This is a genomic window from Fibrella aestuarina BUZ 2, from assembly GCF_000331105.1.
In the GTDB taxonomy this organism is placed as follows: domain Bacteria; phylum Bacteroidota; class Bacteroidia; order Cytophagales; family Spirosomataceae; genus Fibrella; species Fibrella aestuarina.
Window position 1 is genome coordinate 3465607 of record NC_020054.1, and the last position, 20377, is coordinate 3485983.

General features: G+C 58.4%; 15 protein-coding genes. 10 read left to right on the forward strand and 5 right to left on the reverse strand.

The features are described from left to right. Window positions 1-315: 315 nt before the first annotated feature. The 3 genes from FAES_RS14105 (at window position 316) to FAES_RS14115 (ending at window position 3755) form a co-directional block, all read left to right on the forward strand. A complete protein-coding gene (locus FAES_RS14105) occupies window positions 316-1029 on the forward strand; it encodes a gluconate 2-dehydrogenase subunit 3 family protein (protein ID WP_015331902.1) in 714 nt (237 codons plus the stop codon). A 107-nt stretch (window positions 1030-1136) separates the two neighbouring features. Continuing rightward, window positions 1137-2855, forward strand: a complete 1719-nt coding sequence (locus FAES_RS14110) for a GMC oxidoreductase (RefSeq protein ID WP_015331903.1) — start codon at window positions 1137-1139, stop codon at window positions 2853-2855. A gap of 231 nt (window positions 2856-3086) precedes the next feature. Continuing rightward, the gene (locus FAES_RS14115; RefSeq protein WP_041257880.1) at window positions 3087-3755 is read left to right on the forward strand and encodes a hypothetical protein; all 669 of its coding nucleotides are present in this window, start codon (window positions 3087-3089) and stop codon (window positions 3753-3755) included. Window positions 3756-3875: 120 nt separating this feature from the next. On the opposite strand, the gene acs is transcribed toward FAES_RS14115, so the two are convergent. The 4 genes from acs to FAES_RS14135 form a co-directional block, all read right to left on the reverse strand. Further along, window positions 3876-5777 carry an acetate--CoA ligase gene (acs, locus tag FAES_RS14120; RefSeq protein ID WP_015331905.1) on the reverse strand — a complete coding sequence of 634 codons (1902 nt, stop codon included), beginning with the start codon at window positions 5775-5777 and terminating at the stop codon, window positions 3876-3878. A 115-nt stretch (window positions 5778-5892) separates the two neighbouring features. Beyond that, window positions 5893-7809 carry a propionyl-CoA synthetase gene (locus FAES_RS14125; RefSeq protein WP_015331906.1) on the reverse strand — a complete coding sequence of 639 codons (1917 nt, stop codon included), beginning with the start codon at window positions 7807-7809 and terminating at the stop codon, window positions 5893-5895. Between the two features lie 95 nt (window positions 7810-7904). After that, window positions 7905-8123 carry a DUF6814 family protein gene (locus FAES_RS14130; protein ID WP_015331908.1) on the reverse strand — a complete coding sequence of 73 codons (219 nt, stop codon included), beginning with the start codon at window positions 8121-8123 and terminating at the stop codon, window positions 7905-7907. 52 nt (window positions 8124-8175) lie between these two features. After that, a complete protein-coding gene (locus tag FAES_RS14135; RefSeq protein ID WP_015331909.1) occupies window positions 8176-9756 on the reverse strand; it encodes an MFS transporter in 1581 nt (526 codons plus the stop codon). Between the two features lie 337 nt (window positions 9757-10093). On the opposite strand from FAES_RS14135, the gene FAES_RS14140 reads away from it, so the two are divergent. After that, window positions 10094-10348 (forward strand): hypothetical protein, encoded by a 255-nt coding sequence (locus tag FAES_RS14140; protein WP_015331910.1) that lies wholly within the window; start codon window positions 10094-10096, stop codon window positions 10346-10348. 47 nt (window positions 10349-10395) lie between these two features. Continuing rightward, entirely contained in the window at window positions 10396-11394 is a 999-nt protein-coding gene (locus FAES_RS14145; protein WP_015331911.1) for an MBL fold metallo-hydrolase, read from the forward strand. Between the two features lie 136 nt (window positions 11395-11530). On the opposite strand, the gene FAES_RS14150 is transcribed toward FAES_RS14145, so the two are convergent. Then, the gene (locus tag FAES_RS14150; protein WP_015331912.1) at window positions 11531-13276 is read right to left on the reverse strand and encodes a SulP family inorganic anion transporter; all 1746 of its coding nucleotides are present in this window, start codon (window positions 13274-13276) and stop codon (window positions 11531-11533) included. 9 nt (window positions 13277-13285) lie between these two features. Here FAES_RS14150 and FAES_RS14155 point away from each other — a divergent pair, with 9 nt between their 5' ends. The 5 genes from FAES_RS14155 (at window position 13286) to FAES_RS14175 (ending at window position 20188) form a co-directional block, all read left to right on the forward strand. Then, window positions 13286-14491: a THUMP-like domain-containing protein gene (locus tag FAES_RS14155; RefSeq protein WP_015331913.1), complete on the forward strand. Its 1206-nt coding sequence runs from the start codon at window positions 13286-13288 to the stop codon at window positions 14489-14491. Window positions 14492-14604: 113 nt separating this feature from the next. Further along, window positions 14605-15276, forward strand: coding sequence for a hypothetical protein (locus tag FAES_RS14160; protein ID WP_015331914.1), 672 nt, complete (start codon window positions 14605-14607; stop codon window positions 15274-15276). A 152-nt stretch (window positions 15277-15428) separates the two neighbouring features. Further along, complete coding sequence (locus tag FAES_RS14165) at window positions 15429-15824, forward strand: DUF2267 domain-containing protein (RefSeq protein ID WP_015331915.1); 396 nt, start codon at window positions 15429-15431, stop codon at window positions 15822-15824. A gap of 140 nt (window positions 15825-15964) precedes the next feature. Further along, on the forward strand, window positions 15965-17245 hold the full coding sequence (locus FAES_RS14170) for an acetyl-CoA hydrolase/transferase family protein (RefSeq protein ID WP_041257882.1): 1281 nt from the start codon (window positions 15965-15967) through the stop codon (window positions 17243-17245). 252 nt (window positions 17246-17497) lie between these two features. After that, on the forward strand, window positions 17498-20188 hold the full coding sequence (locus tag FAES_RS14175) for an MGH1-like glycoside hydrolase domain-containing protein (RefSeq protein ID WP_015331917.1): 2691 nt from the start codon (window positions 17498-17500) through the stop codon (window positions 20186-20188). Window positions 20189-20377 lie beyond the last annotated feature (189 nt).

Sequence of the window (20377 nt, forward strand, 5' to 3'; positions counted from 1 at the left end):
CTGGATGAGTGGGTGATGCGTTCGGGTATTGGCAGCCTTACGTATGGAGAAAACGAAACAGGCAGGAAAGTTTCATTTTTAACGGAAAAACTTTCATTAATTGAGTAAGTCATTCTACGCCAATGACTTGTGGATGATGGGTTCTGCTCGGTAAGTGAGGGAAGTAAAAAGTAAGGAGCTAGATGCGAACTAACCGTAACCGATCGGGAAAAGGGTACCCTCAGGCCGTGCTTGCCAAGCGAGAATAAGGCTATCTTTAACAGCGTCGCTGGCCGTCGTTCAGTATAAACGGGCGCCAGTCTTTTTTGCATAGATATGAACCGTAGAGAAGCCATTTTGCAAGTTGCCATCGCGATGGGCAGCGCCCTGTCGGCCCCGTCGATGGCGTCTATTCTGGAAGGGTATCAGCCACACCGCCGCCGAGCGTACCCACAGTCGGACTTCGCGCTACAGCCCGACGAACAGGCGCTGCTGGCCGAAATCGCCGAGGTGATTATGCCGGCTACGTCGACTCCAGGCGCCAAAGCCGCCGGGGTACCCGACACCGTTCAGCTGATCCTGAAAGACTGCTACAAATCCGCGCAACAGGCTCATTTTCGGAAGGGGCTGAATGCGGTAGAGGCGGAAAGCCAGAAAGCCTACGGCAAACGGTTCGTGGACTTGCCCATCGACCAGCGCACCGCCCTCCTGACTCAGTTTGAGCAACTGGCGCTGGCCGAAGCCAAACGCAAGCCCAACAAACAGGAAAAGCTGGCTACCGACGCCGAAACGACCCTGAGCGCTGTCGCCGCAGCGGGCAGCGAGCAGACGGAGGCCAAGCTGGTGGATGCCGAAACCGGCGTGGTGGTGAAAGATGCCGCGAAAAACCCGCCCTTGACGCCCTTCTTCACCTTGATGAAGGAACTGACGATTCTGGGCTATTTCAGCTCGGAGATCGGTTGCACGCAGGCGCTGGACTACGTAAAAATTCCCGGCCGCTACGAGGGGGTGGTCAAACTCAAACCCGGCCAAAAAGCGTGGGCAACGTAACAAAACCTGTTCACCGTTCTCCGTTTTGAAGTCACTGTTAGGATGTCCAGACGTACCTGAGCCAACTAACAGCGCCCTGAAGACAGAGGCCTGACTACTCATTTTTCATGAATCTGAATCTTGACGCGAAAAAAGACATGACCTACGACGCCATCGTGGTGGGTTCGGGTATATCGGGTGGCTGGGCCGCCAAAGAATTAACGCAGAAAGGCCTGAAGGTGCTGATGCTGGAGCGCGGCCCCGACCTGAAGCACGTGGAAGACTACCCCACGGCCATGAAAGACCCCTGGGAGTTTCCGCACCGGGGCAAAATTGAGCTGTGGGCCGCCGAAGAATACTGGGCCAACGCCCGGTCGGGCGGGAAGCCGGGTGAGGATCAGCGCCATATGTTCACGCGTGACGTCGACGTGCCGTATATCGAAAAACGGCCTTACGACTGGATTCGGGCTTATCACCTCGGCGGGCGGTCGCTGGTGTGGGGGCGGCAGAGCTACCGCTGGAACGAGCGCGACTTCACGGCCAACCTCGAAGACGGCCACGGCGTCGACTGGCCCATTCGCTACAAAGACCTCGCGCCCTGGTATTCCTATGTCGAGCGCTTCGCGGGTATCTCGGGCAACAAAGACGGGCTCGCCGTCTTGCCCGATGGTGAGTTTGTGCCGCCCATGCAGATGAACAGCGCCGAACTGAAAGCGAAGGCGGGCATTGAGCAACATTTCAAAGGGCGTCACCTCGTGATCGGCCGCCCGGCCATCATATCCGTCGCCCAGAAAATCCATACCGATCTGGGGCGGGCGTCGTGTCAGTTCCGGAACCTGTGCGTGCGCGGCTGTCCGTTCGGGGCGTATTTCAGCACGCAGTCGGCTACGCTGCCTGCTGCCATGAAAACCGGTCGGCTGACGGTGATCACGGATAAGATTGCTTATCAGGTCATTTTCGACGACCAGCAAAACAAGGCCGTTGGTGTGCGGGTGATCGATCAGAACACGAAGCAGCATCAGGAGTATTACGCCAAGATTATTTTCCTGAACGCGTCGACGATGAACACGGCCTGGATCATGATGCAGTCGACGTCGAAACGCTTCCCGAACGGCTTGGGCAACGACTCCGACCAACTGGGTCGCAACCTGATGGACCACCACCTGGGGGCCGGGGCGTCGGGCGAGCTGGACGGCATGCAGGACCTGTATTACTATGGCCGGCGGGGCAATGGCATCTACATTCCACGCTTTGCCAACTGGGCCGACGACAAGCGCACCGATTTCGTGCGGGGCTTTGGCTATCAGGGACGCGGCGGTCGGCAGGATTGGGTGGCGGGTGCCTCGCAACCCGGTTTCGGCCCGGCTTTCAAAGACAACCTGACTAAGCCCGGCCGCTGGGAGTTCAACATCGGCGGTTTCGGCGAGACCCTACCCGACCCCAGTAACCGCATGCGACTGGCCGACAAAAAAGACAAATGGGGCCTGCCCATCATCGAGTTCGACGCGGCCTGGGGCGACAACACCGTTGGGATGCGCAAGGCGATGATGAACGACGCCGCCGAGATGCTCGACGCGGCCGGTTTCAAAAACATCAAGACCCGCAACGACAACACGAAGAATCAGGGCATCGGCATTCACGAGATGGGCGCAGCACGGATGGGTCGCGACCCGAAAACATCGGTGCTGAACGCCTACAATCAGGTGTGGGGCGCAAAAAACGTGTTTGTCACGGATGGTGCGGCTATGGTATCGTCATCCTGCGTGAACCCCTCGCTCACCTACATGGCCCTCACCGCCCGCGCCGCCGATTACGCCGTGAAAGAGCTAAAGCGAATGAATTTGTAGGTACGCTGCCTGAAAACCTTATAGGTTTTGGAAACCTATAAGGTTTGCTTGTGCTGGGAAAGCAGTCGCGTAATAATTCACAAGGATAACAATTTGGTAATCCTGTGTCCATAAATAGTCTCAGTTTTGTTACTGATATTGATATAAAAAAGCGTTATGAGGAAATCGGGCTTACTACTGCTGGGTCTGCTGGCTATCGCATCTTGTGTCCGAAACGATACGACCCCACTTGTGCCAAGTACGCCTGCTACCAACTTATTCGAGAATGCCGATTGGATACGGCTGGAAATACCCACGGGCCGGGAAGCGTATGCGATTGCCGGCGATATTGATCAGACGTTGCTGGTAACTACGTGGACGAAAGCCTATTATTCGTCTGACCGGGGCAAGACATGGCAGGTGTCAAAAGACTTTCAGGGCCCGATTCCCGGTTTGTATGTGCGCAATGACACAACCTTCGCGTTACATGCCCGCCGCTACAATCGGGAAGGTAGTTTACTCGGGGCCTGGGATGCCTTGTACTATTCACCCGATTATGGCAAAAGTTGGGAGTGGTACTCGAAAACGTACAAGAACTATTTGGACGAAGTAAAACCAATTGCGACAATCCGGTCTACCAACGGTATCGTCTATACGATTAAGCAGAATAGCACGCCTACTGCTCCCGGTTCCAACGTAGCCACGGTAAATCCTTCAGTGATTATCCGGCAGGAAGCCAATACCCAAAACACGATCCGCTTTCCGTTTCAACACAATCTGATGAACCTATACCTCGACGGCAAAAACCGCCTGTACGTAGCGGCGTCGGGCGGCACCTACCAGCCGGAGACAAACAGCTTTTTTTGTTGCACGGATGCCATGCCTGCTGTTGTGTACGTATCTAAGCGGCCGCTGCCTTAAGACAGTCTCCTTCACATACCGTGACAGAGAGGCGACGAGGGCGCAAACGGTTAGAAAGGCGTTCACTAAAAAGGCCGAACCAACTGGTTCGGCCTTTTTAGTGCATTCAGGTACGTTGCCTTACATCGCGCCCGACTTGATATCCTCAACCACGGCTGGGTCGAGGAGGGTAGTGGTGTCGCCCAGGTTGTTGGTGTCGCCCTCGGCAATCTTGCGCAGGATGCGCCGCATGATCTTGCCCGAGCGGGTTTTGGGTAGCCCACTCACAAACTGAATCTTGTCAGGTTTGGCGATGGGGCCGATGATGCGGCTCACCGTGGCCAGAATGTCGCGGCGCATCAGGTCGGCGTCGTGGCCGCCCGAGCCGGGGTCGCCTTCGGTGATGACGTAGGCGTAGATACCCTGTCCTTTGATGTCGTGCGGGTAGCCGACCACCGCGCTTTCGACCACACCCGTGTGCATGTTGATGGCGTTTTCGACCTCGGCCGTGCCGATACGGTGGCCCGACACGTTCAGCACGTCATCCACGCGGCCCGTGATGCGGTAGTAGCCGTCTTCGTCGCGCAGGCAGCCGTCGCCGGTGAAATACAGGCCTGGGTACGTTGAGAAATACGTTTGTCGACAGCGCTCGTGGTCGCCCCAGGTGGTGCGCAGGATGCCCGGCCAGGGGAACCGGATGCAAAGGTTACCACTCACGCCGTTGCCTTCAATCTCCTTGCCCGCTTCATCAACGAGCAGGGGCTGCACACCCGGCAGGGGCAGCGTGGCGTAGGTGGGTTTGGTTTTGGTGATGCCCGCGAGCGGCGAAATCAGGATGCCGCCGGTTTCGGTTTGCCACCACGTGTCCACGATCGGGCAGCGGCCTTTGCCGATGTGTTCGTTGTACCAGTTCCAGGCTTCTTCGTTGATCGGCTCGCCTACCGACCCCAGCACGCGCAGGCTGCTCAGGTCTTTGCCCGCGAGCGGCTCGGTGCCGAAGCCCATCAGCGACCGGATCGCCGTGGGGGCGGTGTAGAGAATCGTGACGCGGTGCCGGTCCACAATGTCCCAGAAACGCCCCGCATCGGGCCAAGTCGGCACGCCTTCGAAGATAATCGACGTGCTACCCGCCAGCAACGGACCGTAGACGATGTAGCTATGACCGGTAATCCAGCCCACGTCGGCGGTGCAGAAGTGAATATCGCCCGGCTCGACCTGAAATACGTTCTCGAAGGTGTACTGCGCATAGACCATGTAGCCCCCAACTGTGTGCACCACGCCTTTGGGCTTGCCCGTGCTACCCGAGGTGTAGAGAATGAACAGCGGATCTTCGGCGTCCATCTCCTCGGCGGGGCAGTCGCTCGTGACCTGCTTCATTTCGGTTTCCCACCACACGTCGCGGCCTTTGCGCATCGACACGGCCGTGCGGGTGTGGGTCATCACGATCACGCGCTGCACGCTGGGGCAGCCAATCAGTGCATCGTCGACGGTATCTTTCATCGGGATGCTTTTGTTGCCCCGCGCCGCGCCGTCCGACGTGATCACCACCGAGCACTGGGCGTCATTAATACGGTCGGCGATGCTCTGTGCTGAAAACCCGCCAAATACCACCGAGTGAATGGCCCCCACGCGGGCGCAGGCCAGCACGGCCACGGCCAGTTCGGGCACCATCGGCATGTAGATACAAACGCGGTCGCCTTTTTTTACCCCGTTGCGCTTCAGTACGTTGGCAAAGCGGCACACATAGTCATGCAGCATCTTGTAGGAGAGCGTCACGCTGGGTTCGGCGGGGTCGTTGGGTTCCCAGATGATGGCGGGCTGGTTGGGCCGGTCGCGGAGGTGGCGGTCCAGCACGTTTTCGGTGATATTGAGCTTGCCGCCCGGAAACCACTTGATCGAAGGCTCCTCGAAATTCCACTGAAGGGTCTTGGTCCAGGGTTTCCGCCACTGAAATTCCTGCGCTACTTCCGCCCAGAAGGCTTCGGGGTCGTCAACGCTGCGTTGGTAGGCGGTCTGGTAGTCGGCAAAGGTTCGGATACGCATAAGGGGTAATGAATAAACGGTTCGTGGTTTTAAAAGTAGCGGGCCAGACTGACTTTACGTTGACCGATTCTATCAAATTTGCTCAATGGCCCCGGTCACGCCCCGGCGGCTCGCGTCAGGCGTCGGCAAAAGCGATCCCAACGCGAGCCACCACCAATGCGTCTCGGATCTCGCCGATAATGGCCGGGTCGTCGATGGTCGGCGGGATGTCGAACGGTTCGCCATCGGCCAGTTGCCGGATGGTTTTGCGCAAAATCTTGCCCGAGCGGGTTTTGGGCAATCGTTTGACCGTGAGTGCGTTGCGAAACCAAGCTAGGGCGCCGATTTTCTCGCGCAGCAGCGTCACCAGCTCCTGTTCCAGCTCGGTCGGGGTGATGGTTTGCCCGTCTTTCAGGACGATGAGGCCAACCGGGCGTTGCCCCCGCAGCGGGCAGGCAATGCCTACCACCGCGCACTCCGCCACGGCGGGGTGACTGCTGACCAGTTCCTCCATTTCGCCGGTCGACAGGCGGTGGCCGGCCACGTTGATGACGTCATCGACCCGGCCCATGATGAACACGTACCCATCATTGTCGACGTATCCACCGTCGCCGGAGAGGTAGTAACCGGGGAAGCGGCTGAGGTACGCGTCACGGAACCGGGGCGTGTCACGCCAAAGCGTGGGCAGGCAGCCCGGCGGCAGGGGTAGCTTCAGACAGACGTATCCTTCTTCGTTGGGGCCGAGTGGTTGCCCGTCTTCGCCTAAAATCTGTACATCATAGCCGCAGACCGGCCGGGTGGCCGAGCCGGGTTTTACCGGCAGCGCCTCGATACCCAACTGATTGGCGACCATCGGCCAGCCCGATTCGGTTTGCCACCAGTGATCGACCACGGGTACGTTGGTGACCAGTTGCAGCCAGGCCAAGGTGGGCGGGTCGCAGCGCTCGCCGGCCACGAAGACCGCTTGCAGGGTCGAGAGATCGTACTGGCGGCGGAGCGTGGCGTTGGGGTCTTCTTTTCGGATGGCGCGGAAGGCCGTCGGGGCCGTAAACAGCACGTTCGCGCCGTAGTCCTGCACGATGCGCCAGAACGTACCGGCGTCGGGGGTGCGCACGGGCTTGCCTTCCAGGATCACCGAGGTGCAGCCGTGCAGCAGCGGCCCATATACAGAATAACTGTGGCCCACCGCCCAGCCAAAATCGGAGGCCGTAAATAGCACCTGACCCGGTTGCAGGTTGTAGATGGCGGTCATGCTGTAGACGAGCGCCACGGCATGACCGCCGTTGTCGCGCACGATGCCCTTGGGTTTGCCGGTCGTGCCCGACGTGTACAGAATGTACAGCGGATCGGTAGCGGCCACGGGCACACATTCGGCTGGCTGTGCCTGCGCGACGGTCGACGCCCAATCGGCGTAGCGCGGGAGGCTCAGGTCAGCTTCGCACTGCGGGCGCTGGAAAAGCAGGCAATGATCGGGCTGATGGGTCGCCAGCCGGAGTGCTTCGTTGAGCAGGGGCTGGTACGGAATCACCCGGTCGAACTCGATGCCGCAGGAAGCCGTCAGCACCACCACTGGCTGCGCATCGTCGATCCGGATGGCCAGTTCGTGGGGGGCAAAGCCGCCAAACACCACCGAATGCACGGCCCCCAGCCGGGCGCAGGCCAGCATCGCCATGGCTGTTTCGGGAATCATGGGCATGTAGATGATCACCCGGTCGCCGTGCCCGACGCCCAGTGCCCGCAGCGCGCCCGCCAGTTGGGCCACCTCGTCGCGCAACTGGCGATAGCTGATGCGCCGCACCACGCCCGTCACCGGCGAGTCGTAGATAAACGCATCTTGCTCCCCCCGGCCCTGTTCCACCTGGTAATCAACGGCGGCATAACAGGTGTTGAGTTCGCCATCAGCAAACCAGCGGGTAAGACCATCGGCGTCGGTTGTGCAGATGCGGCTGGGCGTTCGACTCCAGGGAAGAGCTGCCGCCTGTTCGGCCCAAAAACCGTCGGGGTCGGTCAGGCTACGCTGGTATTGGTTGTTGAGCGGCGGCAAGGTGTTCATCGCGATGATGGATTGGGTCCGGATTCAGGTAAAAAAAGCGGTCGCTGGTCCATCGTGCTGACCCAGGACCGCTTTACTCTGACGGGGCAGGCTGGTCAGTCGTCGTATTCGCCCCGTACGGCGTAGTAGCCAAATGTGGCCAATCCGCCAACAATCAGGGGCATCAGCACGAAGACGACAATGATACCAAAAACGAGATCGTCGGTTTTATCAGAAACCAGTTTGGGCAGGCCCAGCGCCGTTATGCCAAAATAACCGCTGAGGGCCGCCAGTGCGAGCCAGACAACGCCCAGGATGCGTTTGATTCGGTTCATCTATCACGAATGTTTTCGAGTGAAGAAAAAGAAGGGGTTCCGCCAGAAGCCGCTACTCGGTAGCCTGCGGGCGGTTTTTGATGTAAAACAAACCAATCACAAAGCTGACCGACGCAATGACGATGGGGTACCAGAGCCCTTCCAGGTACGGGGCTGCGTAGGGGAGGGTGGCCCCGGCTTTCGCCGCCGTGGCGTTGGCTTCGTTGGCGCCGGTTGCTAGGTACGTTGCCACCGCCGGGAGGAGTCCGCCAAACACGCCGTTGCCGATGTGGTAGGGCAACGACATGGACGTGTAGCGAATCTTGGTCGGAAACATTTCGACCAGAAAAGCGGCGATCGGGCCGTAAACCAGCGTCACGAAAATGACCTGCACGAAGACCAGCCAGATGAGCGTCCAGCGGTCGGCATCGTTGAGGGTAACGGTCTTCTTGATCTCGGGTTTGGCCGGCGCGGCCCCGGAGTCGGACGTTACTTTTCGCTTCGTAACCTCGGTCAGTTTGGTGCCGTCGGTGTAGTCGCGGTGCAGGGTTTTGGTCAGGATCGACACACCGGACAGCTTGGGGTCGGCCGTCAGCACCGAGTCCTGCGTGATGGTGGCGGTGATCGCTTCTTTGTTGGCCAGATTGGTGGTCTGGTAGATTTTCTCGTAGATGGGCCGGTACGTAAAAATGGCCACCAGCATCCCCGCCAGCATGATGCCCTTGCGGCCGATCCGGTCCGACAGCCAGCCAAACACCACAAAGAACGGCGTGCCCATCAGCAGGGCGATGCTCATGAGGCTATCGGCCTGAATGGCGTCGACGTTACACACCGTTTTGATGAAGCTCATGGCGTAGAACTGCCCCGTATACCACACGACACCCTGCCCCATCGTAGCGCCAAACAGGGCCAGCAGCACAAACTTGAAGTTGTAGGTATTGCCAAAGCTTTCTTTCAGCGGGTTGGTCGAGGCTTTGCCTTCGGCCTTCACCTTGGCAAACAGGGGCGACTCATGCATGTTGCGGCGGATGAGGTACGAGACGAAGACCATCAGCACCGACACCCAGAACGGAACGCGCCAGCCCCAGTCGTCGAAGGCTTCTTTCGACAGCGACAGCCGCGTGATCAGGATCACGATCAGCGACACGAACAAACCCGCCGTGGCCGTGATCTGAATCCACGAGGTCCAGAAACCGCGCTTGTCGGCGGGTGAATGCTCGGCCACGTAGGTTGCGGCCCCGCCGTATTCGCCGCCCAGCGCCAGCCCCTGCAACAGCCGGAGTATGAGCACCAGCAGGGGCGCCAGAAAGCCGATGGTCTCGTAGCTGGGTACTAGCCCAATGGCAAAGGTGGCCCCGCCCATGAGCATCAGCGTGACCATGAACGTGTATTTGCGACCGATGAGATCGCCCAATCGCCCGAAAAACAGGGCCCCGAACGGACGCACCACAAACCCGGCGGCGAAGGTGGCGAGTGTCGACAGGAAAGCCGCCGTGGGGTTCCCTTCGGGAAAGAATTTGGTCGCCAGAATGGTGGCCAGTGAGCCAAAGATGTAGAAGTCGTACCACTCGATGAGGGTACCAACCGACGACGCCCCAATCACGCTGATCAGCGAACGGGCTGAGGCGGTCTGGGGCTGTTGTTCTGTGAGCATACAGACGATAAGGAAGGGGTTTCAGGAACGCTGTTGACGGCTGGCAGCCTGGTAACTAAAGCCAAAATGAACTGCCGGGGCGCGCCATATCGGGAAGGAAAGCCCGTCCCAATCATACTCACAGCCGGGGCGGTAAAAAGGGGCAGGTCAGGCGTAGACGGGGCGTTTGGGTGGCATGGGGCCGGGAATGGGCTTACTCTCTTTCGGGATTGGCGTAACTGGCCAATGCGGCAGCTCCGGCCCCGTTCGGCAATAGGCTACTAAGCCAGTAGATTTTATTTGCAAACAGTCGGTGGGCCTGTCGGTTGGAAAGGGTACACAAGCAAACGCCAACGGTATGACTACTGAAGAAAACGACGACATCATCCGGGCCAAACAGGCCATTTCACCCGCCGGACTGGGTGATCAATCCATCGAAGGCAACAGCGGCCCCGGTGCCGAGATAGACGCCCCCGAGTTGGAACCCAATGAGCGGGAAGAGACCTACATGGACGGTGACGAGCCGAGCGCCAATGCGCCGATGACCCACCCCAATCGTAATGCCGACGGCAAGGCCGATTTGGATAAGCCCGGCTATGGTGGTGGCCATTAACCTGCCATCGGCCAGGCTGCCTTACTTAAAAACTGATCTCAACGACGATGAAAACACAAACCCCTAACGCACTGCTTGAGCAGGACAACCCCGCTGTGGCGCCACTGGGCAACAGCCTGGGTATAGACACGCCTGAAGCCACTCCTTATGACGTGACCGACGACGTAAAGGGCCTTAAAACGCTGTTTGTCAATGTCTTTTTTGTGGGTCATCCTGGCCCTGGTAATGACTGGGTGCTGGTCGACGCGGGCTTTATGGGCTACGCCGATTCGATCCGGCGGCGGGCTGCCTCGCTCTATGGACCCGGCACGGCACCCAAGGCGATCGTGCTCACGCACGGCCACGCCGACCATGTGGGGTCATTACGTGAGTTGCTGAAACACTGGGGAAACGTACCCGTCTACGCTCACCCGCTCGAACGCCCCTACCTGACAGGCGTATCCAGCTACCCACCCCCCGATCCGGCGATTGGTGGTGGGGCGATGTCGCTGATGTCATGGGTGTTTCCCATTGGCCCCGAAGACTTTAGCGACGTACTGCAACCCATTCCGGCGTCGGGGAAAATCGACGAGTTGCCGGACTGGCGCGTCATCCACACGCCGGGCCATGCGCCAGGCCACGTATCGCTGTTCCGCGACGAAGACCGGACGCTGTTGGCTGGTGATGCCTTTGTTACGACCAACCAGAATGCGCTGTCAGCGGTCATCAATCAGACCGAAGAAATCCACGGGCCACCGGCTTATTTCACCTGCGACTGGAAAGCCGCCGAAGACTCGGTGCGTAAGCTGGCCCTGCTGAACCCACACAGCGTCGGTACGGGGCACGGCCACTCGATGCGCGGCCTCGATCTGCAACTCGAACTAGGCCGCCTCGTCAGCAATTTCTCAGAACGGGCTATTCCGTCAGAGGGGCGCTACGTGAAAGAGGCCGCCGTGACCAACGAAAACGGTATTGTCTCGATGCCATCGCCTACCTCCTTTGTGGTGGCCCGCGCGCTGGGCATTGGCCTGCTCGTCGGACTTACCGTCTGGGCGGTGAGGCGGTAAGGGTAAGGAATGCACAATGAATAATGGACAATGAATAATGGGCCGTGCGGTGGACCGCTGACGCCAGATTACCGGAGCGTCAGCGGTCCGCCGCCTGGTTCATTATTCATTGTCCATTATTCATTGTGCATTCCCATTACTCCCCCGTAATCACTTCCCGGATGGGTTCGTAGCGTGGGAGTTTGTGTTTGTGTTGCGTGACGTCGCGGAGTTCGTAGTCGATACCCTGCAAGACAGCTTTTTCACGGAAATCGAGCAGAATGTTGTAGATGTCCTGATCGATGAAGTTGGCGTTTCGGCCATCGACCAGCACCGAGTCGCCAGTTCGTAGGCCGTGCAGCGTTTCTTTCAACTGCGGTTTGCTCAGAAAATAAAGGTCTTTCTGGAATTCAATCAGCACCCGGTTGCCCGTGCGGACGACGCGGAACGTGGTCTGGAAATTCGAGTAGAGAATAAAGCCGATGCCGACCACCGTGCCGAGGGCAATCCCCACCAGCAGATCGGTAAAGACAATGCCGAGTACCGTTACGATAAACGGAATAAACTGGTTAAGCCCGTCGCCCCAGGTTTTGGTGAAAATCGATGGTTTGGCCAGTTTGTAGCCCACCATAATCAGCAGGGAAGCCAGACAGGCCAGCGGAATATGGTTCAGGATGGAACCCGCCAGAAAAACAGCCGCGCAGAGCAATACGCCGTGTGTAATGGCGGAGACCCGGGTTTTGGCCCCGCCGAACACGTTGGCCGACGTGCGCACCACCACCGACGTGATCGGTAGGCCACCAATCAGCCCCGACAGCAGGTTGCCCATGCCCTGCGCCATCAGTTCCTGATCGGGCGACGACGTTCGCTTGTACGGATCGAGCCGGTCGGAAGCTTCCAGATTCAACAGCGTTTCCAAGCTCGCCACCAGCGCAATCGTCGCGGCGATTTTGTACAGCTGCGGGTTGCTCAGTGCGCTGAAGTCGGGAAAATCGAAGATCGAGAAAAAGCTGTCGCCCGCTTTCACCAACGGAATACGCACCATGTGTTCGTTGGAATCGCCCAGGTACCAGTCGGGCATGTACGCCCCAAAGAAGTAGTTGAGCCCCACGCCAAGGAAAACCACCGCCAGCGCAGCGGGCAGGTTCTGAAAAAACTTGACGCCCCGCCCCGCCGTGCGTTCCCAGGTAATCAGTAGTACTAGCGAAATCAGGCTGATAACCACAGCGCCGGGGCTGGCCGTGGCGATAGCCCGGTAAATTTCGGACAGCGTATTTTCGCCGTCGGCTAGTTGCTGAAACTCAAATTCCCCTTCGTAGTCATTGTCGCGACCGAGGGCGTGTGGAATCTGTTTCAGGATGATCACCAGCCCAATCCCCACCAGCATGCCCTTGATCACAGCATCGGGAAAGAAGCTGCTGAATCGACCGGCTTTGATCAGCCCCAGCACCAGTTGAATGGCGCCCGCCAGCATGACCGCCACCAGAAACGCTTCGTACGAACCTATTTTTAGGATCGAATCGGCTACAATGACAGCCAGACCAGCGGCCGGGCCACTGACGCTCAGTTCGGAGCCCGAAAACAAACCAACCACCATGCCCCCGATGATTCCCGCCACCAGACCGGCAAACAGCGGCGCGCCAGACGCCAGCGCGATACCGAGGCAGAGGGGCAGAGCCACCAGAAAAACAGCTACGCCAGCCGGCAGATCGTAGCGAAACCATTGGGGCTTATACGCCGCCAAACTTTTAAACGGATTCACAGAAACGGAATGGTTATCAATTTGTGTAGAAAAGAGAGTAGGAACGCCATACCACCGAGTTGACCCGCTTACTGAGGCGACTGGCTGGTATTGGTAAAGGAGAATTAAATCTACATTAAAGATAAGTCGAATTGCCCGCATAAACATCCTATGGTGCAACATCTTACCGACGCTGAGCGCGCAGCCATCACTACCCATCTGACGCAGGACGTGCGCGCGTTGGCCCTGCAACTGACCAAACGGACCGACATCGATGGCCTGGTGGTAGTGGCGCAGATTCAGGCCCGGCAAAAGGCCCGCACCAAACTGCCCGGTTGGTACGCCAACCCGGCGCTGATTTTCCCGCCGCCGCTCTCGGTGGAGCAGGCGTCGTCGGAAGCTACCGCCGCCTACAAAGCCTCGTTGGTGGGCGGGGGTACCTTGCTCGACCTCACGGGGGGCATGGGCGTCGACACGGCCGCCTTTGCCGCTCGTGTGGCCCGCGTAACGTACCTGGAACAACAACCCGCCGTGGCCGCCGCCACCGCCTATAACCTGCTGCAATTAGGCCTTGCCAACGTGGAGACGCAGGTTGGCGATGGGCTGGCGTATCTCGGCAACGTACCTGAGCCTGTCGATTGGCTCTATCTCGACCCGGCCCGCCGCGACGAACGGGGTGGGCGGGTGGTTGGCCTTGCCGACTGCGAGCCCGATGTGCTGACGTACCTGCCGTTAGTGCTAGCGAAAGGGCGAAACGTGCTGATCAAAACATCGCCCCTGCTCGACATCGAGGCCACTTTACGGCAATTGCCCACGTGCCGGGCGGTGCATGTGGTGGCGGTGCAGGGCGAGGTGAAAGAGCTACTCTTTGTGTTGGGCCAAACCGAACGGCCTGCCAGCGCCGTGCAGCTTGTGGCTGTAGACCTGCGCCACGATGGCCCCGTGACTTTTGCCTTCGAACGGGCCGACGAAACCCGCGCCACCGTTGCCCTGACCGAGTGGGCAACCGGCTTACCAACGTACCTGTATGAACCCAACGCGGCGGTGCTGAAAGCCGGTGCCTTCCGGCTGGTGGGCGAGCGGTTTGGGTTGGCTAAAGTGGCGCCCCACAGCCATTTGTACACGGGCAACCGCCTGGTAGAAGGGTTTCCGGGTCGCGCCTTCCACATTGACGCTCTTTGCAAGGCCGACCGAAAAACGCTGCTTGCTCACGTACCCGGCGGGCAGGCTAACCTGACGGTGCGGAACTTTCCGCAGACAGTCGACCTGTTACGCAAGCAGTTGAGCCTGCGCGAAGGCGGTGATGTCTATGTATTTGCCACAACCCTGCCCAACAACGACAAGCGGTTAATAATAACCCGCAAAGCATTACTTTGAGGACTAAACATGGTCTAACCACCAACGATTTGGGCATTGGCTGACTCCTTAGACAAGAACCACCGGGCAGCAGCGCCTGACTCCGACAAAAACTCATCTACACACAACTAACTATGCGTAACGTACTGATTGGCGCCGGGCTTTTCCTGGCCACCTTACCCGCCCTCGGCCAGACCATTTACGCGGGTGACCAGACGATCGACAAGCAAACCTACAAAGGCCTGTTTCTGACCATTCCGATGGCCGACCGGCAGGTAGAGCGCGACTGGGAGGAGCAACTGAAGCAATATGGCCGCCTCACCACCTCGCGCAGCGTGTACCGCGTGACGACCGCCGACATCCGCGACATTTCGTCGGAGCCGGTCAACCTGACGAGCCAGCTCAAAGGCAACAAAAAATCGACGACGCTCTTCGTGGCCTTCGATCAGGGTGGCGGTAACTTCATCGCCCCCGGCAACGGCAACTACAGCGCCGCCGAAACGCTGCTGAAAAATTTTGCTGACAAAACGATTTTCAACGATGAAGTGCGGGGTGCCGAAGAGTCGTTCAACGAGGCACAGCGGGCGCACCAGAAGCTGGTGAAACGCGGCGAAAACCTGGTCAGCGACATCGAGTCGAACCGCAAGGAGAAAGAGCGCCTGCTCCGCAAGATCGACGAAAACGCCAAGGAGCTAGAGCAGTTGCAGAAAGACGTCGAAACCAACAAAACCGATCAGGCCAACGCCCTGACCGAGATGGATAACAAACGCAAAAACGTCGAAGCCGTAAAAGCGAAGAAGCAATAGACAGGAACACGGTTTATGTTCACTGGCCTCAGTTCACTGTCTTCTGTTGGCTGATTAGCCAACAAAGGACAGCGAACTGAGGGCAGCGGACAATAAACAGTAAACCGTGAACCGGAGTTGACATAACGTAATCAACTTATCCGATCAACGTTATGCAGTATTCTGAATTCATTCATGCCGCCAAGGCCAAGCTTGGTGTCGACACCGAGCAAGATGTGCTTGATGTGTCCCGTGCGTTTCTGCACACCCTCACGACTCACCTGGCTGGTAATGCCGCCGACAAACTGGGCGCCCAACTGCCGGGCCCGCTGCTCGATATTATCCGCGAAATCCCGCCCGAAGAACGCGATCAGGGCGAGCGTTTTAAACTCACCGAGTTCTACGAACGCGTGGGCGATCAACTCGGCGTCGATGCCGAAGAAGGCAAGCAAAAGACGCATCAGTTCATGGAATTGCTGGGACAGATGATCACCACCGGCGAGCTGCACAAAATTAAAGTCACCCTCTCCGACGACTACGCCCCACTGTTTGACGGCATGGTCGTGTAGGAGTTTCGAGTTTGACGGTTGAAGTTTGCAGCTTCGGGTTTATAGTTAGCTAACGCAAGCCGACCATGCGCGAGCCAACTGTAAACTCGAAACTGCAAACTGCAAACTTTAACCCGAAGACGCCAAACGGCAATTGTCCCATGCCCCTTCCGCTCACGACGCCTGAACAGGCGGTTTCGGCCATCCAATCTGGTAACCGAGTATTCATTCATAGCGTAGCCCAGACGCCCCACGTCCTGATTCGGGCGATGGTCGCGCAGGCCGACCGGCTCACCGACGTCGAGATCTGCCACATCCATACCGAAGGCCCGCTGCCATACCTGGAGCCCCAGTATCAGACCGCCTTTCGGCCCAACTCCTTCTTTATCGGGGCCAACATGCGCCGGCAACTGGCGCAGGGCATCGGCGACTACGTACCCATCTTTCTGAGCGAAATTCCGCTGCTGTTTAGCCGCAACATCCTACCCGTCGATGTGGCGCTGATTCAGGTGTCGCCGCCCGACGCCCACGGCTACTGCTCGCTGGGGCCGTCGGTCGACGTGTCGCTGGCGGCTATCCGGGCGGCCAAATACGTGATCGCGCAGATCAACCCGCGGGTGCCACGTACCCACGGCGATGGCCTGATTCCCGTATCGATGCTCCACGCCGCCGTGGAGGTCGACGAACCGATCTACGAAGTAAAACCCGGTGCGATTGACGCCACCGACCGCAAAATTGGGCAGTACGTAGCGAGTCTGGTCGAGGACGGCGCCACGCTGCAACTGGGCATCGGCGGCATTCCCAACGCCACCCTGGCCGAGCTGATACACCACAAAGGGTTGGGCATTCACACCGAAATGTTTACCGACGGCATCATCGACCTGGTGGAGCGGGGCGTCATCACGGGCGAACACAAGACGGTGTTGCCCTATCGCATCGTATCGAGTTTCGTGATGGGCAGTCAGCGCGTGTATGACTTCATCGACGACAACCCCGCCGTGGCCATGAAACAGGCGAGCTACACCAACGACACGGCCATCATCCGCCGCAACCCGAAGGTGACGGCCATCAACAGTGCCATCGAAATCGACCTCACGGGGCAGGTCTGCGCCGATACCATCGGGACGATGCAGTATTCGGGTGTGGGCGGCCAAATGGATTTTGTACGGGGCGCCTCGCTGTCGGAAGGAGGCAAGCCCATCATTGCCCTGCCGTCAGTCACGAGCAAAGGCCTGAGCAAGATTGTACCGTTTCTGAAAGAAGGGGCCGGCGTAACCACCACCCGCGCCCACGTCCACTACATCGTGACCGAATATGGCATTGCCAACCTCTACGGCCAAAACCTGCGCCAACGGGCCCGCGCCCTCATCAACATCGCCCACCCCGACCACCGCGAAGCTCTGGAACGGGAAGCCCACGCCCGATTCGGGCCGTTGGGTTGAGGTTGGCGTTTCGGGTTTTATGTTTCGAGTTTTGGGCTTCGAGTTTACAGTTAGCTAACGCGAGCTAATCATGTATCAGTTAACTGTAGACTCGAAACTCCAAACTGAAAACGCCAAACGATAAACTCTATTGACAATCAAAGCACTTTACTGCACTTTTCAAGGAATTGGCCGGGGTTCGCCTCCCGGCCTTTATTTTTACACCTTGTTTTACAGTTCATTACCATTCAGGCTATCGTACGACAAAACGTCATGAGTGCAGAAGCAGAAAAATTGCGGATTTATGACCGGGCCGATAATAAAGGCTGGAAAAAGTGGGGACCTTATCTCTCTGATCGCTCATGGGGTACCGTGCGCGAAGACTACAGTCCCTACGGCGATGCCTGGAATTTCGTCAGCCACGACATGGCGCGCTCGCGGGCCTATCGGTGGGGCGAGGAGGGTATCGGCGGTATTTCCGACAACAAAGGGCATATCTGCTTTGCACTGGCGTTCTGGAACCACCGCGACAATATCCTGAAAGAGCGGTTTTTCGGCCTGACCGGCCCCGAAGGCAACCACGGCGAGGATGTGAAGGAGCTGTATTATTACCTCGACAGCACCCCCACGCACTCCTACATGAAGATGCTCTACAAGTATCCGCAGCAGGAGTTTCCCTACAACAAGCTGGTGATCGAGAACATGCGCCGGAGCCGTCAGGAGCCCGAGTACGAGATGCTGGACACGGGCGTTTTTGATCAGGACGAGTACTTCGACATTGTCATCGAATACGCCAAGGCCGATCAGAACGACTGGCTGGTGACCGTAACGGCCCACAACCGCGGCCCCGCCGACGCCCCGCTGACGCTTCTGCCGACGATCTGGTTTCGGAACACCTGGTCGTGGGGTTACGAAAAATACAACGTGCGCCCTATGCTGACGGGCCTGGCCACGAGTCAGATCGAGGTGAACCACCGGCAACTGGGCAAATACAAACTCTATTGCGAAGAAGCCGACGAACTGCTGTTCTGCGAGAACGAAACCAATACCGAGCGCCTCTACGGCCGGCCAAACGTAACGGCCTATCCCAAAGATGCGATCAACAACTACCTCATTACGGGGCGGCCCGAATACGTCAATCCCAACCGGATCGGCACGAAAGCCTCGGCGCGTTACACCCGTAACGTACCCGCGGGCGGGAGCGTCAGCATCCGGCTGCGGTTTAGCGACCAAACCCATCTGACGCAGCCATTCGGCGATTTCGATGCGCTGTTCGCCCTGCGCAAAGCCGAAGCCGACGAGTTCTACGACGACCTGCAGGCCAGCGCCCTTACCGGCCCCAACGCCAGTCCCGACCTGGTCAATATTCAGCGGCAGGCCTACGCGGGCATGCTCTGGAGCAAGCAGTTCTATTACTACAACGTCAACGAGTGGCTGAAGGGCGACCCCAATATGCCCATTCCGTTTCAGGGTCGCGTGTATGCCCGCAACGAGCAGTGGCGGCACATGTACACGGCCAACATCCTGAGCATGCCCGACAAGTGGGAGTACCCCTGGTTTGCGGCCTGGGACCTGGCTTTCCACACACTGACGCTCGCTCGCCTCGACCCCCACTTTGCCAAGCGGCAGCTGGCCGTTATCCTGCGCGAGTACTACATGCACCCCAACGGGCAGATTCCGGCCTACGAATGGAATTTCTCCGACGTAAACCCGCCCGTGCACGCCTGGGCGACCTGGAAGGTCTACGAGATCGACAAGCAGATGAACGGCGTAGGCGACGTGGCGTTTCTGGAGCGTGTGTTCCATAAACTGCTGCTCAACTTCACCTGGTGGGTGAACCGCAAAGACGTCGAAGGCAACAACATCTTCGGGGGCGGGTTCCTGGGCCTCGACAACATCGGGGTCTTCGACCGCAGCCAGCCGCTGCCGATGGGTGGACGTATCGAACAGGCCGACGGCACCGGCTGGATGGCCATGTACACGCTGAATATGCTGCGAATTGCCTGCGAAATCTCGCTCGTACGACCGAGCTATCAGGATATGGCCAGCAAGTTCTTCGAGCACTTCCTGCACATTGCCTCGGCCATGAACAACCTGGGCAAGCAGCACATCAGCCTTTGGGACGAAGAAGATCAGTTCTATTACGACATCCTGCACACGCCCGACAAACAGGCGCGGCTGCTGAAAATCCGGTCGATGGTGGGTCTGATTCCGCTCTTTGCCGTGGAAGTCATCGACGACGAACTGCTCTCGAAGCTGCCCGATTTCCGGCGGCGTCTGGAGTGGGTGCTCACCAACCGCCCCGACCTGGCCTCGCTGGTGTCGCGCTGGCACGAACCGGGCAAAGGCTCGACGCACCTGCTGAGTCTGCTGCGGGGCCACCGGATGAAGATGCTCATGCGCCGCATGTTCGACGAAGCTGAGTTCCTCTCGGACTACGGCATCCGGGCGCTATCAAAATTCCATGAGAAGCAGCCCTACGAACTGCACATGAACGGCGAACTGCTGCGCGTGAAATACGTACCGGCCGAGTCGGAAACGAGCATTTTTGGCGGTAACTCCAACTGGCGCGGGCCCATCTGGTTCCCGCTCAATTTCCTGCTCGTCGATTCGCTGCTGAAGTTCTATCAGTATTACGGCGACGACTACGAGGTGGAGTATCCCACGCATTCCGGGCAGGTGATGAGCATCCGCGAGGCCGCCATACAGGTCGCCGAACGTCTGATTAACCTGTTTCGGGCCGATTCGACGACCGGCCGCATCGCCAGCCTCGGCGACCTGAACCGCTTCGCTGACGACCCGAATTTTAAAGATTTGCTCTTGTTCTACGAATATTTCAACGGCGACAGTGGCAGTGGCCTTGGGGCTAGCCACCAAACTGGCTGGACTGGTCTCATCGCCGACCTGATCGAGTACTATACCCAGTTTCAGTCGGTGAAACAGGCCGTACCAGTCGGGAAATAATGACCTAGCAGATGGCTCTGTGACGTATATTGTGGTAACGGATACGTCACAGAGCCATTTGGTTTCCGGCCGTGATTATAATTGGTGAGTGCTGAAAAGTGTGTTTAATGTCTTGTTAATCAGCACTTTGAGGATTCGGAAAAGCCCGAAGGCTGGGGCTGGAATAGTGTCGCTGGCCTTAACGTGCCT

Excerpts from the sequence above, each read along its gene's own strand:
- acs (WP_015331905.1), bottom strand. The coding sequence starts at position 5,777 with ATGCGTATCCGAACCTTTGCCGACTACCAGACCGCCTACCAACGCAGC.
- FAES_RS14130 (WP_015331908.1), bottom strand. The coding sequence starts at position 8,123 with ATGAACCGAATCAAACGCATCCTGGGCGTTGTCTGGCTCGCACTGGCG.
- FAES_RS14145 (WP_015331911.1), top strand. The coding sequence starts at position 10,396 with ATGAAAACACAAACCCCTAACGCACTGCTTGAGCAGGACAACCCCGCT.
- FAES_RS14155 (WP_015331913.1), top strand. The coding sequence starts at position 13,286 with ATGGTGCAACATCTTACCGACGCTGAGCGCGCAGCCATCACTACCCAT.
- FAES_RS14165 (WP_015331915.1), top strand. The coding sequence starts at position 15,429 with ATGCAGTATTCTGAATTCATTCATGCCGCCAAGGCCAAGCTTGGTGTC.
- FAES_RS14150 (WP_015331912.1), bottom strand. The coding sequence starts at position 13,276 with ATGCGGGCAATTCGACTTATCTTTAATGTAGATTTAATTCTCCTTTAC.
- FAES_RS14110 (WP_015331903.1), top strand. The coding sequence starts at position 1,137 with ATGAATCTGAATCTTGACGCGAAAAAAGACATGACCTACGACGCCATC.
- FAES_RS14105 (WP_015331902.1), top strand. The coding sequence starts at position 316 with ATGAACCGTAGAGAAGCCATTTTGCAAGTTGCCATCGCGATGGGCAGC.
- FAES_RS14135 (WP_015331909.1), bottom strand. The coding sequence starts at position 9,756 with ATGCTCACAGAACAACAGCCCCAGACCGCCTCAGCCCGTTCGCTGATC.
- FAES_RS14170 (WP_041257882.1), top strand. The coding sequence starts at position 15,965 with ATGCCCCTTCCGCTCACGACGCCTGAACAGGCGGTTTCGGCCATCCAA.
- FAES_RS14160 (WP_015331914.1), top strand. The coding sequence starts at position 14,605 with ATGCGTAACGTACTGATTGGCGCCGGGCTTTTCCTGGCCACCTTACCC.
- FAES_RS14125 (WP_015331906.1), bottom strand. The coding sequence starts at position 7,809 with ATGAACACCTTGCCGCCGCTCAACAACCAATACCAGCGTAGCCTGACC.
- FAES_RS14140 (WP_015331910.1), top strand. The coding sequence starts at position 10,094 with ATGACTACTGAAGAAAACGACGACATCATCCGGGCCAAACAGGCCATT.
- FAES_RS14175 (WP_015331917.1), top strand. The coding sequence starts at position 17,498 with ATGAGTGCAGAAGCAGAAAAATTGCGGATTTATGACCGGGCCGATAAT.